This window comes from Photobacterium piscicola, from assembly GCF_046058925.1.
In the GTDB taxonomy this organism is placed as follows: domain Bacteria; phylum Pseudomonadota; class Gammaproteobacteria; order Enterobacterales; family Vibrionaceae; genus Photobacterium; species Photobacterium piscicola.
Genome location: NZ_CP175535.1, coordinates 212,084 through 227,189, shown reverse-complemented (window position 1 = coordinate 227,189; position 15,106 = coordinate 212,084). Strand labels below are relative to the sequence as shown.

Below are 15,106 nucleotides of genomic sequence, written 5' to 3'. Positions count from 1 at the left end.
AATATCTTCTAAATTTTATCTAAGTGAATATTTTGTTAATTAAGAAAGCGCAATAGCTTTCTTTATGTACAGCGTGACCGGAAAGCGTTGAAAATATTAATTTACTGAGTAAGTTCTTTTCCTATTGGTAACAAGTGGAGTCTCAAAAGTGGTTTATTCAGTGAGGTTTTCAATGGATTTTACAAGTATCTCATTGAAAATAGATTTAGATAGGCTCAATGTAGAGCAATAATATCAATTCGAAATAATGCATTAGATATTGTCAATGGTAGCGCTATTTGGCGGTTGTGTAAGGATGAATAAATGAATCAACATTATCTTGATGCTCTTACAAAAAGTAAGGTCGCGGCACAGGAAGAATACCGTTTTGTTAAAGGAAATCTAACAAATACGGATGATCTTGTTACTGGACTCAAGCAACAAATATCGAGAGTTGTAAATCAGAGTGAAAGCTTATTTGGGAATAAAGATTCGTCGACCATTAAGTTGCATGAAATATCACGAAGTCTAAATCATGAATTAGATTCAGCAATGCTTAAACATAACCAGTCCATTATTCAACGAGCCAAGAAACTGGAAAAGTTTACAGTTATGCTTTTTGGTCGAACAATGGCTGGAAAAAGCACAATTCGTGAAGCGATAACTGGTGGTGATGGTTCTACGATAGGGCAAGGTGCACAAAGGACAACCCGAGACATCAAAGAATATGAATGGCAAAATCTTCGAGTTGTAGATACGCCAGGATTTGGTGCTTGGGGAGGTGAAGAAGATACAGCTATAGCACATTCAATTGTTGAAGAAAGTGATCTTATTCTGTTCTTATTAAGCTCTGATAGTGTGCAACTTTCAACAATCCAAGAGATGAAGGGGCTGAGCGCCAAAAACAAACCCGTAATCTTCGTGCTTAATGTTAAGCAAGATCTGACAAAAAGAGTTCACCGTAAACGCTTTTTAAAAGATCCTGAAGGCTTCTTTTCTGAAGAGAAAATCGGGGGGCACGTTCAACGTCTAGAAGAGCTAGCAAGGGATGAATTAGGTATCAGAGCTAATCGTCTTAAAATTGTACCGTTACACGCTCAAGCAGCTTATTTAGCAGGGCAGGAAAACGATCCAGCTGAAGCAGAGCGATTATATAAAGCGAGCCGATTACCGGATCTTTTTGATTTATTAAGCACCGAAATCTCAACGAATGGCCCAGTGCGTCGTATTCAGTCATTACTGGATGGTGCATATAGTCATCTCGATTTTTTGGACCAGCATCTTATTGAAAACAAAAAACAGCTTAAGATATATACCAATACCGTTGATGAAAAAAGAACACAATTTGATTCATGGTTCAATGATTATCAAAAAGAACTTCTGAACTTAGTAGATCGAAAGGTTGATGGTATTTTTTCATCATTTAAGCAGACTATTGGCTCTTTTGTTGATGATAATATTGAGCGCAAAGACTTTGATCAGCGTTGGAAATGTCATCTTGAGAGTTCGGGAATTGAGTCCGGTTTGCAAAAAATAATGGCGGATCTCCAGGATGACGTGAAGAACAAGGTTGAGCAGTTTAATCGTGAAGTTAAGCAAGACATTGAATTTTCACGTAAATTTAATTTTAAAAGTCAAAATACATACGATCCATTGGACTATAAACGTTTAACTGGCTGGGGAGGGGCGATAGCAACGGGTATTGCCTCTATCGCTTTTTTTAACTCATGGAATCCAGTTGGTTGGGTATTTGCTGCGGTAGCAACCGTCTTTGGTATTTTTAATTTATTTTCAGATTCTCGTGAAAAGAAATTAAGAAACCAGAAAACGAAAGTGGCTAAAGATATTCGAGCGAGTATTGATAAACAGAAGAAGGCTTCCAAAAAAGAGATCATTAGCTGGTTTAATAAAAACATCCGCAGCCGAGTCATTCAGGGACTGCTGAAAGACACAAGAGAGCTTGTTTATGGTCTGAATCAATTATGCCACTCACTAGATCAAGGTTCACAGCAATGTAACATGCTGTTATGCAGTGTTAACCGCCGACTTATTCAACAAAGCACCCTGGCTGTAAGTGACCAACAAGCTCCAGATATTAATAAAATTGTTCGAATTCCTGGAGAAGGCTGCTTCTTCACAGTCAATGGTTATTTTAGAAACCCTGCACTTCTGAAGCAGGTTGGACAATCTCTGAATGAATTTATTACTGTTGTTTATGACGGAACACCTGAAAATATGATTTCACATGCGTTAGGTATTAACCATATAGCTAATTCTAAAGTGGAGATTATCGATAATCAGGTTACTGTTTATGCACCAAAAATATCAATTGGTAAAGTTATTGGACGAGCTGGATGGCGGATCAAGTTGGTAACAGCCTTATTAAACCTTCGCATTAATGTAGTGGCATCAAATTAAGGAAAAGGATCTGAATATGATTAATTTATCTTCATTCCAGAATGAAACCTCTCGTATACACAAGAAGGTTTTGAACGTTGTACAAAGTATTGAACCATCTTATACCGAGCAAATCACAGGCATGTTTGATGGTAAGGAAGTGGTACTTAAATTAGCTTTTGTCGGCCAGTATAATGCAGGTAAATCGAGTATTTTAAAAGCTCTTACAGGTGACGATGAGATCAAAGTTGACTCAAATATTTGTACTGATGAAGTCACAGCTTACAACTGGAATCACATACAGATTCTCGATACCCCTGGAGTACATGCAGGTCGCTCCGATCATGATCAGACAACTTATACTGCTATCGATGAAGCTGACCTTTTAATTTTTGTTATAACAAATGAGTTATTTGATGATGTGATCGGAAAGCATTTCCGACAGCTTGCGTTTGAGCGATACAAGGCGAAAGAAATCTTGCTTGTAGTCAATAAAATGGCTCGAGACAGTGGTACAGCAGAAACTAAAATGTCGTCTCTACTTCCGGTATTGGAACCGATGCTACCTGAAGACTTCAATACGACTTTCATTGATGCAGAGTGTTATTTAGATGCCTTAGATGAAGATGATAAAGAAGACCGTGATGATCTTTTTGAAGAGAGCAATTTTGAAACTCTCGTGACATCGATTAACGGTTTTGTGGAACAGAAAGGTTTATTAGGTCAATTAACTACACCGTTAAGTGGTATGCAATCAACAGTACGCAAGCTTAGGGAAGAAAAATCGGTTACCAACCCTGAAGAAAAACTGTTGATAGAACTACTTCACCGCAGGCTTTCGATTTTAAGGGAAGGAGAGTTACGTCTAAAGCGCAAGATGACCGAGATGCTGAATAGTACTCTTTATGAGGTTTCAGGTTGCGGTGATGATTTAGCTGAAATGATCTGTGAAAGCAGTACCGAAGAATCGGTAAAAGCGAAATCAGATGAAGCTGAGAAGCGCTGTAAGGTTGTTGTCGGCAAATTGTCAGAAAATTTTGTTAGTACAGTCCGTTCTCATGTCAAGCAAGTTACTTCAGAACTGGAACAATTAGAGAAAAGTCAGTTAGCGAAAGCCTTAAACGATGCAATTGAACAAATCTCATCCAGTAATGGTGCTGATAGCATTAGTCATATTGGCGATCAAATAAAGATTTCTGATTATGAGGGTGGTGCTAACGAGCGCTATGCCAAACTTTCAGGCTGGGCGCAAAAAGGATTGAATTTTACCAGTGATAGCGCGAAAGGCGTGAATGCTACGGCTAATAACTTAGGTAATGCCGCAGGTGTGTCTGGTAGTTCCCTACACAATGGCGTTAAGATCGTAGGTGAATTTTTTGGCGTGAAATTTAAGCCATGGCAAGCAGTTAACATTGCTAAAAATATTGGCAATGTAGCCCGTTTTCTTGGGCCAGTACTGGCAATTCTTGGGGTTGGTTTGCAAATCTATGATGATATCAAACAGGAAAAACAACGAACTACTATGCGTGATGCACGAGCGAACATCCGCAGAGAGTTTCGTAAAATTGCCAAAGATTTGGAGCTACAATTCCAAGCGGGTATTTTGAATACAGTTAACGGTATACATTGTGAAGAGATTCAACAAATTCAATCTACGCTAGATGAAATTACAACAGGTAACCTTCAAGTTAGCCAGCAGCTTACAGAATTAAGTGAATTGGAAAAAGAACTTGGAAATTTGATTATTAAAATTCAGCAGTCTGCCTAACTACAATGAGCTAGCTCGTTATAACGACGAGCTAGCATGAGAGTCATAATGATATGAATATAAAAATTCGATTTTAAAGCGCGTGTAGATTTTTAACAAGAGATAACTGTTCATACAAGTAAGCTAGGTATCTATCCTAACAATAAGCAGAATCACAAGCCTCCATATAAATCATTAATGCTAGATATTTGATTATAAATGTGGTCATTTTAACTTGAGATCTTTATTAATATGGAAAATAGTTTTCGACATCGAGATAAACTACTTATTCACCGCTAAATACGCGCCTGCCGCGATCATAATGCTACCCGCTGTTTTATTTAACCGTTGCTGTGCGATGGGTGTCTTAATCACTTTAGCTAATCGTGAAGCGCCATAAGCAACTAACATAATGGCTGACATCAAGGCAATGGATGACAAAACAGAAATTAGAATGATATCAGTGCTGTTTAAACGGGTTAAATCAATAAACGTCGGTAAAAAAGACACATAGAACAAAATAACTTTTGGATTAGAGGCTGAAATCAAAAAGCCATGACCAAAACTGGCTAAAGGTGCTTGCTGTGGCTGTTGCTCAGTATCTGATTGTTGGTTTTGTGATAAAGCCGTCAACATTTTATAGCCGAGGTAAATTAAATAACCTGCGCCTAAATAACGAATAATCACAAACACTTCTGACCAATTGTCAGCGATAGTCGCTAAACCAAAGCAGGCTAATTGTAAATAAAGCAGGTCACTTGCTACCATCCCTAATGCCATCATGATGCATTGACGAGGACCTTCGACCATTGCTTTGGCGAGAATAGCAAATACACCAGGCCCGGGAGTAATAGCAAAAATAAAAATAGCAAAAAAGAAGGCAATTGCAGCTTCTAGTGACATCATATCATCCTTGTAAATGCGCTTTTTTCGAATGCTATCATGCAAACAATGTTTTGCCTTTAAATTTTTACACATTAATAGTTACAATGAAAAACATAATTAAGTCATTGTGTTTATTGTTTTTTATTTATTTTAAAATGCTGTGCTACGATAATAATTCTTATTTTTAATCTCATCATTATTATTAAAATGCTGTTTTTTGCTTTTTTAATAGTCAAACAACACATAAAGCATGGTTTTTTGGGGCGATTAGTTTCAGAATGTCGAGCTTATTGCATTAGCAAATCTTAAGAGTATCACTGCGTGGTTCTCTGTCTATAAGTCTTCAGAGGGAAAAGTTCTTGGATAAGCCTAAAATTATATGTGTAGAAGGTAATATTGGTGCTGGTAAATCGACCTTACTCCCTCAATTAGCTGTCGCCTTAAATGCAACTGCCATTTTAGAACCAGTAGATTCTGATCCTGAATTTCAACATTTATTAGGTGAATTTACTTGTGATCCATTTAACGTCGAGGCTCGCAGTAATTTTCAGTGCTACATCACGGCTCAACGTGCTGAACTTTTGAATAATTTAGATCCTCAAGGTGTCTATATTATTGAGCGTTCTTTACTTAGTGATTTAGTCTTTACTCATGCTTGTATTGCTAATTACAACAGCACGCCTGAAGATATTGCTAAGCATATGGCGTGCTATCAGCATTTGATCAGTCAAATCAATCAATACCCAACCATTGATTATTGTATTTATTTAAAAACCGATCCTGAAGTGGCTTATAGCCGTATGCGTCAGCGTGGACGTGCAGAGGAAATGGGATTAGATATTGGTTATATTAGTGATATTGATGCATTTCATGATGCTGTATTACCACAAGCATGTCGTAAGATGGGAACGACGTTAATTCATATTGATTGGAATACACCACTTGCTGTTGCTGATCTATTACCACAATTGAATGCTGCTGGTTTAGATATGAACTAATGTCACTGAGTAGTGATATAACACTAGAGAGGCTACAGTTAACTATTAACTGTAGCCTTTTTTGTGATTAGCTTTTTAGCATCTGCCAATATTTTTGGTAAATATTAACAGCGTCACCTACATCATCAGTGAACTCACCGTGGTCAACTTGTGCGTCAGTTGGGAAAATCATCGGGTCATTTTGTAATTCAGTCGGTAAAAACTGTTTGGCTTGTTTATTTGGGGCAGGGAAGCCTAGCTCTTCAACAATTTTTGCCTGATTTTCAGGACGCATAAAGAAGTCGATAAATTTAAATGCGAGATCTTTATGCTGACTACCTTTAGGGACGATAAAGTTATCCATCCATAAAATAGCGCCTTCGGTTGGATAAACAAATTTAAGCTCTGGCATTTCTTTTTGTGCCATAAAAGCATTACCGTTCCATTGCATTCCTACCATTGCTTCCCCGGTAACATAAGGAACATGAGGAGCATCAGAATTATAAACGACAACGTTTGAGCGTAATTGACGTAATTTCTCGTAAGCTTGCTTAATTTCTGCTTCATTGGTGCTATTAATACTATGACCTTGTGCCCGCAGTGCCATACCGAACACATCTCGAACATCATCAAGTAACATCACTTGTGGTTTGAAATTGGTGTTCCATAAATCTTTCCAGCTCGTTACCTGATCGGATGTGATTACTTCTGCATTGTAGCTAATCCCCGTGACACCCCATACATAAGGTAAAGAGTAATCATTGTTGGGATCAAATGGTTGTTTCATTAGACCAGAATAGATGTCATTTAAGTGATGCATTTTGCTTTTATCTATTTTTGCAAGCATGCCTTCACGGGCCATTTTTTCAATAAAATACGTTGAAGCAAATGCAACATCATAGCCTTTACTATCAAGTAGCTTGAGCTTGGTATACATCGATTCATTATTATCAAACGTAGAGTAATTGACGGTGACATCATATTCTTTTTCAAAGGCTTTGATTACATCTGTTGGCATATACTCAGCCCAGTTGTAAACGTTAAGCACATCATTTGCTGCCGAAACATTAAATGCTGAAAGTGCGAATGCTAGTGTGGTCACCCCTTTGAATATTTTCTTCATGTTATTAATTCCTAATTGACCAGGTAAGTCAGATCTGAGCGCGGATATTAGACAGAAGTTTGTTTGTGTCAAAAACAATCAAGCTAAATTATGAACTAAGTCACAGTAATAAATTGCTTGTGAAGCATCAAGACTCGTGACATTATCCGCGCGATTTTTAACCTGTATTTTTTTTGTGGGCAATTGGAATGTCAATCAACAGTCAATATATCGATAGTTACTACCAAGCAACCGTTAATGCGTTACCTGAACAACCCCTACTAGATCAAGCAATTGAAGCTGATGTATGTATTATTGGTGGTGGTATGACAGGATTAAACGCCGCGATTGAATTACGTCAGAAAGGATTCTCTGTTGTGGTGCTTGAATCACAACGCTTAGCATGGGGAGGGTCTGGGCGTAATGGAGGTCAGTGTTTAGTGGGTTATTGCCTAGGGTTACGTGAAGTTGATGAAACATACGGACCTGAGTGGGGTAAACAACTGTGGGATCTCTCTTGTGAAGCGGTTGATATTGCTCGTGATCGCATCGAGAAATTTAATATTGATTGTGATTTTCAACAGGGTTATATCGAACTGGCGTTGAAGAAAAGCCAAGAAACAGAACTAAAATCTTGGTATGACTTAAAACAGAGCCGTTATGATTATCCAAGTGCTAGCTGGTGGGACAAAGATAAAGTCAATCAAGTGGCACACACTGAGCGTTATTTAGGTGGCCTATATGATTCAAACAGTGCTCATATGCACCCATTGAATTACACCTTAGGTTTAGCACAAGCAGCGTTAAGCTTAGGTGCGACTATTTTTGAGAATACGCCAGCAATAAAATTGGACAAAGGCAATCCGCATATTATCCATACGCCAAAAGGTCAGGTTAAAGCCAAACAAGTTTTATTAGCTTGTAATGCGTATCTTGAAGGATTACATCGTAAAGCACAAAGCGTTGTACTGCCTGTTGTATCTTACATTGGTGTGACAGAGCAATTGGGCGATCGTCAACCTATCAGTAATATGATGGCAATGTCAGATTTAAATAACAGCCTTGATTATTACCGCCCAACACCGGATGGTCGTATTTTGTTTGGTGGTATCAATCATCCATTCAACGGCGAGTACAGTGATTCAAGTGAGCGTTTACGCCAGCGTATGATCACGGTATTCCCACAACTTGCTGATGTAAAAATGGAATACCATTGGGGCGGATTGTTTGCAGTTACTCGTTCTTATATGCCGCAAATCGATCATCTAGGCAATGATATCTATGTTGCTCATGGCTATACTGGTCACGGTGTAGGGTTAACTAATATTGCAGGTAAGGTTGTTGCTGAAGCAATGGTAGGTACTGCTGAGCGCTTTGATGTGTTCGCTAAAATTAAACATGGTTGGATTCCAACCCCAGAAGTTTTACGCAAACCGGCACTAGCAATGGCTATCTGGAAAGCACGATTAGAAGACTCACTGGGTAAATGATTAAAATTTAGTTGCAATAAAATACAAAAAAGTAAGTTTATTTGCTATCTTGGTGCGGTTAATAGTAAATTATTTGCTTATTTAAACCAATCAGAGAGAGTTTTATGATCGAGCGTCAAGAAACAAAAGCCCGTATGAGTCGTGTTGTTAAGCACAATGGTACTATTTACCTTTGTGGTCAGGTTTGTGCTGATGCAACTAAAGACATTACCGAGCAGACACAGACGATGCTTGATAAAGTGGAAGTGTTGCTTGAACAAGCGGGCAGTGATAAAGAGCATATGTTATCAGCGACTATTTATATTAAAGATATGAGTTTGTTCGCTGAGATGAATGCGGTGTGGGACAATTGGGTACCTGCCGGCTATGCTCCTGCTCGTGCATGTGTTGAAGCAAGCATGGCACGTGATGTTTTATTAGTTGAAATCTCTGTGATTGCAGCTGAAAAATAAAATCACACTGAGTTATATTTATTAAGGTCGACAGTGTGTCGACCTTTTTTTATGTGTAAATAAATGATAAAGAGCCATTTTAGTATAAAAAACATTCGGTTGATCTTTTAAATTAAACTTTAGCTTTACACCATTCATTAACCTCGTTATCATGCGCGGCATTGGAGAGATGGCTGAGCGGTTGAAAGCACTGGTCTTGAAAACCAGCATACGTTTATAGCGTATCTAGGGTTCAAATCCCTATCTCTCCGCCATATTCTAGAAATTTGATTTAATCGAATTTCATACAGAATTGGAGCGGTAGTTCAGTTGGTTAGAATACCGGCCTGTCACGCCGGGGGTCGCGGGTTCGAGTCCCGTCCGCTCCGCCAACACAACGAATCCTCGTCAGAAATGACGGGGATTTTTTGCATCTAATGTATTTAAATTCTAATCAATAGAACGTAATATCCCTTTGCTTATGATTGCGACCCGTCACGCTAGGGGGGTGCGCTGATTTTCGGAATGGCAAGTTCACGTCCGCTGCACAACACAACGAATCCTCGTTAGAAATGTGAGGATTTTTTGCATCTGATGTATCTAAATTCTAATCAATAGAACGTAATATCCCTTTGCTTATGATTGCGACCCGTCACGCTAGGGGGGCGCGCTGATTTTCGGAATGGCAAGTTCACGTCCGCTTCACAACACAACGAATCCTCGTCAGAAATGTGAGGATTTTTGTATGTAGAATAATCAGATTTTAGGCAATGATACAAATTGCTTATTTTTTATATTTACAGTAGATCTGTCTCTGTTACGGTTATCTTGCTCTTCTAATATTTAATTTATTTATATAATATATTGATAAAAAAATAATATAATAAGAGATGTTGTTTGTATTTGAATTAATACACAGTTAGATGAATTATATTATAAGACTATAATTTTTAATTGAATTAATATTGTATAACTTATCTGAGTTGCTGTGATAAGTGAAAATTATTCTATGTTTTCATGAATAAGAGTAATATAGTAGTTTTATTATATTAATAACAATTATATAAACAATTAATTTTTTTGTTATATATGAAAGAATTACTTATTATTAAGTTAAACATATAAAATTGAATTATATTATTTGTTTGTTTTATCTTGGTATAATTTATATAATAAATTATAGTCAATTTTTATATTTTAAAAATCCCCAAGGATAATCAATGATTCAACGAGTTATAGCATACGTTTATAAGAGAACCTTATTTAGAGTTTATCGTTCTTATGTAAATGATAAACATAAGAAAAAGCTAACGAATGAAAATTTTAGTATTATTTCCAATAACTGTATTGGTGGTATTACTTGTAGCGATTTAGATCAACCATTTAACTCACCTACTGTTGATTGTTTCTTTTATTCTAGCTGTTATATTAAATTTTGCCAGAATCTAAAATACTATTTTTCACAAGAACTTGTTGAGGTTCCTGAATCAAAGTATGCGGGTAAATGTAACTATGTTGTTGCGCATCTAGATGATATTGAAATTCACTTTATCCATGATCAAGATTTTTCATTAGCAAAAGAAAAGTGGGATCGCCGTAAGCAACGTGTTAACTTTGATAACTTATTCTTTACTATGTCTGATCGTGATCTATGCGATGAGAGCGATGTTGATGCTTTTTTGAATAATAGATAAAGATCGTGCAATTTTCTTCTCAGCACAAAACCGTTCAAATGCGAATAACTTTATTTATTGTTATGATGAAAAAGGTGAAATTACAACACCTCTTTTTGCTATGTATCGTACTTTTGAAAAATACTTTAATATGGTTGAATGGCTTAATACGGGAAGTGTTAAAGCTGGTGAAAAATAACATAATATATAATAAGTACTAAATCTATTATTAGATTTAGTACTTAAATTTAAAAATACTATTTATTATTGCCATTTTATTAGTTGTTTATTATTCCAATTATTATCAAGTGTTGCATAGTGTTGTTCTAATACATGACGCTTTATTTTTAATGTTGGTGTTAAAATACCATTATCAATACTCCATGGTTCTTTGATCATCAATACACCTTTTATTTTTTGATGTGATTCAAGCTCAGTATTAATTTTTTCAATAATCGATTGGAGTTTTTTCTCATAACGCGATTGATCAAATTGAGTATAATTGTGGGCGATAGCTAATAAAATAGGTGCGGCCATTCCCGATCCAATTAAACAGACCATCTCAAAATTACCTAAATCCATTAAACGTTTTTCAATAGGGACCGGTGAAACAAATTTGCCTTTCGCTGTTTTAAATGTGTCTTTTTTACGACCTTGAATCGTTAAATAACCATCGCTGTCTACATCGCCGATATCACCAGTATATAACCAGCCGTCATTGTCAAAACTTTCTTGGGTTGCTTGTGGATTGTTATAGTAACCACTAAATAAGCCTTTACTACGAACTAAAATCTCTTTATCTGCTGCAATTTTTAATTCAATACCGGGACCTGCACGACCGACAGTACCAATTTTATCACTACGATAAGGATGATTAAGGGTGCTATAAGCAAATGATTCGGTCATTCCCCATGCTTCGGTAATATTAAGTCCAATACTTTCATACCAAGATAATAAGCCAGCAGATACGGGAGCAGAACCACAACCGAGCACCCGTGCTTGATCGAGTCCTAATCCTTGCGCTAATTTACGTTTAATGAATGTCGAGATGAATGGGATTTTAAGTAGAATATTTAATTTAGGTTGTGGCAGTTTATCTTGGATCCGTTGTTGGAATAAGGTCCATAAACGAGGTACAGATACAAATATAGTCGGTTTGTGCATTTTTACATCGTCGATAAATGTATCGAGAGATTCAGGAAATGCGACCTGTAACCCTGACATAATTGAAGAGCCAAAGATATACACACGTTCGGTTATGTGTGCTAGTGGCAAGTAAGAAAATAGGCGTTCATTACTTTCTAAGCCAATATGTTCAATAATTTTGTGTGATGACCATACAAATGCACCATAAGTTAACATTGCACCTTTAGGCATGCCTGATGTGCCTGAAGTGTAAACAATCGACATTAAATCTGTATCATGATGTGTTCGACGTTCAGTCGTTGGTGAATATTGTTCAATAAGGTCATCGAATTGATACTGACATGTCGGTGTGCCAGGGTAAGAAAAGGCAATTGTTGGTAGGCTAGCGTGGTTAGTTATGACGTTATTGATAACGGTTGGGCTGTCTAATTTTCCTATAATGACTAACGCTGCATCACTATGATCAATACAATGAGTAATGGTGTCAGCCCCCGCGGTAGGAAAGATAGGGACACTAACATAACCACCTAACATCATGGCTAGATCACAAATAAACCACTCGGCACAATTTTTAGAAATCAGCGCAATACGATCACCGGGCTGAATGCCCAGTTGCTGAAATGCAGTAACAAGCCGTAGTGCTTTATCAGCAACACTTGCGTAAGTGTAATTTACAAATTTACGATTAATAATTTGCTTTAAATAAATATCGTCAGGACGCTCATTGGCCCATTTGATGATCATATCAGCAGGTGTTTGCAATTGAGCCATAAGCACTCCGATTGATAAATAGACCGAAATTCACCGTGTTTCCATAATGTTAAATTTAAGCTGGTATATTTACTATAGTCAAGAGTGTATATACTAGTTAATTAGTATTATATAGCCTTGTAAGAAGAGAGATTAAAGCTAAGGTTATGAATAATAATGCTTTATTTTTTGAGTGAATGTATAAATAACTGGGCATTAGACTTACTCAATTTAGGTGTCTTATGTGACATGGATAAATTGAGTAAGGATATTAAGAAGAGAACAATGGTAATTAAGCGGAAATATAACCTTGGGCTTGGGTATATAATTGTTGATATAACGCTGTATTCTTATCTTGAGTATGATAAATAGATAATAAATCCTCAATAAAATAGCCAACAGCTCGCCACTCAATAGCGGCAATTTTTTGTTGTTGTTCTGAGGATAAATCATCATAAATAGATGCAGCCCCAAAATCACCCACTAAAATATTAGCATTATCGTCAACTAATACGTTATGTGCGTAAATATCACCATGAGCCACGCCTTGTGTCTGCATATGGCTAATTACATCGACCATTTGTACAATAATTTTCATGATTGCTTCAATTGACAGTGTAAATTCAGTTGGAAATGTATCGCGAGTGCATGTAGTTAAAGTAGGTGGTAATCCAAGATTATGATAATGGGCTGGAATTAATGCCATTATCAATGCGAGATAATCGGGTTCGCTAACTTGAGCTAATGATGCCACTAAATTGGGGTGTGAGCCCGTTTTTAAACATGCATTTAATTCATCTTGCGGGTAACCATCTGAAGTGACTTGGCCTTTAAATACTTTAACCGCAATGTCGTTATCTAGTTGATGTGGGTTAGATCGCCATTGAGCTAAAGAGATAACTCCAGAAGCCCCTTGTCCTAATACTTTTTCTAGTTGGTAATCATTTGAGGCAACATCAGGCAGTGAATTAGTAACCTGTTGATAACGATTGAAATGATTACCAGAAAAAGCAAGCCATGCTAATTTGGGTAAATCTAATAGTTGATCTGGAAAGGCGGTTAATGCATTTGCGGATAATCGAATTAATTGTAAGTTAACTAATCGCTTCATTGAGAGTGGTAGCGCTGTTAGAGCGTTACCTGCAAGTGCTAGTTTTTGTAAATGGATACAATCGCCGAGTGCTTCAGGTAAGGCTGTGATTTTATTATCGGTTAAGATTAGCCAGCGTAATTTTTTAGGAAGTGCACTTGCTTCAACAGTAGTGATCTGATTTGATTTAAAGCCGATCATTTCTAAATTAGAACAAGAGCCTAAAATCGTGGGTAATGCTGTAAAGCAGTTATTAGAAATAAAAATAATGCGTAATTTAGTTAGCTGGCTGAAACTATCAGGTAAATGGCTTAATTGATTGTTGGTTAGATCTAACACTTCTAAGCTGTTTGCAAGCGTGAGAATCTCTTCAGGAAAGTGAGTCAGTTGTTCGCTTAAAGCTAAATGAGTGACACCTTCAAGTTGGCCTGAGCGTAATTGTTCTAAAGTCTGCAAAATCGTCTCATTTTTAAATAGGTATAATTTATAATGCTATTGTAAAGATTTTAAAGGGTTAGATCACGACTACTGTATAAGTTTACGAAATCATGAAAATTGACGTATAAATTGATGGTTGTTTAAGCAGTAATTCGAGTAAACTGATACTATTCAGCCATAGAGCATGGTTAGTTATCGGTAAATTACCGCAATGTTATGCGTGTAGAAAAATTATCATTGAGGGTAGTGTGCTAAAGAACGTTATTTGTCCAGTAATGCTAGTGTTAACATCAATCAGTTGCGCACGCGCAGAGCCGTTATATATTCCATCATCAACTTATTCATTATATCCACCAACAGGCAGTCGTACTGTTAGTGATGTTATGAACCGTTATTCGCCTTTTGTTGAGCCACGACTGAAACGGTATTTTGATAATGTTGGGTTAACTTATCCGCCGCAAAACATTGCTTTATTTGCGATGAAACAAGAGCAAAGCGTTGAGCTGTGGGCGAAAGAAAAGGGTAAATGGTCTTACGTAAAACATTATGATATACAAAAAATGAGTGGTCATATGGGGCCGAAAATGCGTGAAGGCGATAAACAAGTACCTGAAGGCGTTTATCAAGTGTCATTACTTAACCCTAATAGCCGTTATCATTTATCAATGAAGCTCAATTATCCTAACGCATTTGATCGAAAGTATGCGCAACTAGAAGGACGTACTGCACCGGGGAGTAATATTTTTATTCACGGTAAAGAATCCTCTATAGGTTGCTTGGCTATGGGAGATTACGCGATTGAAGAATTGTTTTTATTAGCTGAAAGGACGGGTATTAATAATATCGAAGTACTGATAAGCCCACACGATCCTCGAAAAGGTAAATTGCTCGCTGCAAACACGCAACCATATTGGACTAAAATTTTATATCGTGATATTGAACAACACGCGAGAAAATTTAATCGTTAATTATGCCGCTTTGCCCTAGTTAAGCGAAAAACA

The 15,106-nt window shown here is 37.0% G+C and carries 11 protein-coding genes and 2 tRNA genes; 9 read left to right on the top strand and 4 right to left on the bottom strand.

Annotated features, from left to right (window positions below; all coding sequences use genetic code 11):
- Positions 1-303: 303 nt before the first annotated feature.
- Positions 304-2,397 (top strand): GTPase, encoded by a 2,094-nt coding sequence (locus ACJZU6_RS15750; RefSeq protein ID WP_107250100.1) that lies wholly within the window; start codon positions 304-306, stop codon positions 2,395-2,397.
- Between the two features lie 16 nt (positions 2,398-2,413).
- Positions 2,414-4,144, top strand: a complete 1,731-nt coding sequence (locus tag ACJZU6_RS15745; RefSeq protein WP_408901352.1) for a GTPase — start codon at positions 2,414-2,416, stop codon at positions 4,142-4,144.
- Positions 4,145-4,405: 261 nt separating this feature from the next.
- Here ACJZU6_RS15745 and ACJZU6_RS15740 read toward each other — a convergent pair whose 3' ends face one another.
- Positions 4,406-5,026 (bottom strand): LysE family translocator, encoded by a 621-nt coding sequence (locus tag ACJZU6_RS15740; RefSeq protein WP_080155494.1) that lies wholly within the window; start codon positions 5,024-5,026, stop codon positions 4,406-4,408.
- 341 nt (positions 5,027-5,367) lie between these two features.
- On the opposite strand from ACJZU6_RS15740, the gene ACJZU6_RS15735 reads away from it, so the two are divergent.
- Positions 5,368-6,006, top strand: a complete 639-nt coding sequence (locus tag ACJZU6_RS15735; RefSeq protein WP_408901351.1) for a deoxynucleoside kinase — start codon at positions 5,368-5,370, stop codon at positions 6,004-6,006.
- A 67-nt stretch (positions 6,007-6,073) separates the two neighbouring features.
- Here the strand turns inward: ACJZU6_RS15735 and ACJZU6_RS15730 are convergent, their stop codons facing one another.
- A complete protein-coding gene (locus ACJZU6_RS15730; RefSeq protein WP_408901350.1) occupies positions 6,074-7,108 on the bottom strand; it encodes a PotD/PotF family extracellular solute-binding protein in 1,035 nt (344 codons plus the stop codon).
- A 188-nt stretch (positions 7,109-7,296) separates the two neighbouring features.
- Here ACJZU6_RS15730 and ACJZU6_RS15725 point away from each other — a divergent pair, with 188 nt between their 5' ends.
- The 5 genes from ACJZU6_RS15725 (at position 7,297) to ACJZU6_RS15705 (ending at position 10,702) form a co-directional block, all read left to right on the top strand.
- Positions 7,297-8,577: an NAD(P)/FAD-dependent oxidoreductase gene (locus ACJZU6_RS15725; protein ID WP_408901349.1), complete on the top strand. Its 1,281-nt coding sequence runs from the start codon at positions 7,297-7,299 to the stop codon at positions 8,575-8,577.
- Between the two features lie 104 nt (positions 8,578-8,681).
- On the top strand, positions 8,682-9,029 hold the full coding sequence (locus tag ACJZU6_RS15720) for a RidA family protein (RefSeq protein WP_080155498.1): 348 nt from the start codon (positions 8,682-8,684) through the stop codon (positions 9,027-9,029).
- A gap of 163 nt (positions 9,030-9,192) precedes the next feature.
- Positions 9,193-9,283 (top strand) — tRNA-Ser (locus ACJZU6_RS15715).
- Positions 9,284-9,323: 40 nt separating this feature from the next.
- Positions 9,324-9,400: transfer RNA gene (locus ACJZU6_RS15710), tRNA-Asp, on the top strand.
- Positions 9,401-10,228: 828 nt separating this feature from the next.
- Entirely contained in the window at positions 10,229-10,702 is a 474-nt protein-coding gene (locus ACJZU6_RS15705) for a DUF1919 domain-containing protein (protein WP_408901348.1), read from the top strand.
- A 243-nt stretch (positions 10,703-10,945) separates the two neighbouring features.
- On the opposite strand, the gene ACJZU6_RS15700 is transcribed toward ACJZU6_RS15705, so the two are convergent.
- Positions 10,946-12,571 carry an AMP-binding protein gene (locus ACJZU6_RS15700; protein ID WP_408901529.1) on the bottom strand — a complete coding sequence of 542 codons (1,626 nt, stop codon included), beginning with the start codon at positions 12,569-12,571 and terminating at the stop codon, positions 10,946-10,948.
- A 298-nt stretch (positions 12,572-12,869) separates the two neighbouring features.
- Positions 12,870-14,123 (bottom strand): leucine-rich repeat-containing protein kinase family protein, encoded by a 1,254-nt coding sequence (locus ACJZU6_RS15695; protein ID WP_408901347.1) that lies wholly within the window; start codon positions 14,121-14,123, stop codon positions 12,870-12,872.
- 230 nt (positions 14,124-14,353) lie between these two features.
- Between ACJZU6_RS15695 and ACJZU6_RS15690 the strand changes: the two genes are divergently transcribed.
- The gene (locus ACJZU6_RS15690) at positions 14,354-15,073 is read left to right on the top strand and encodes a murein L,D-transpeptidase family protein (protein WP_080155502.1); all 720 of its coding nucleotides are present in this window, start codon (positions 14,354-14,356) and stop codon (positions 15,071-15,073) included.
- The last annotated feature ends 33 nt before the right edge of the window (positions 15,074-15,106 follow it).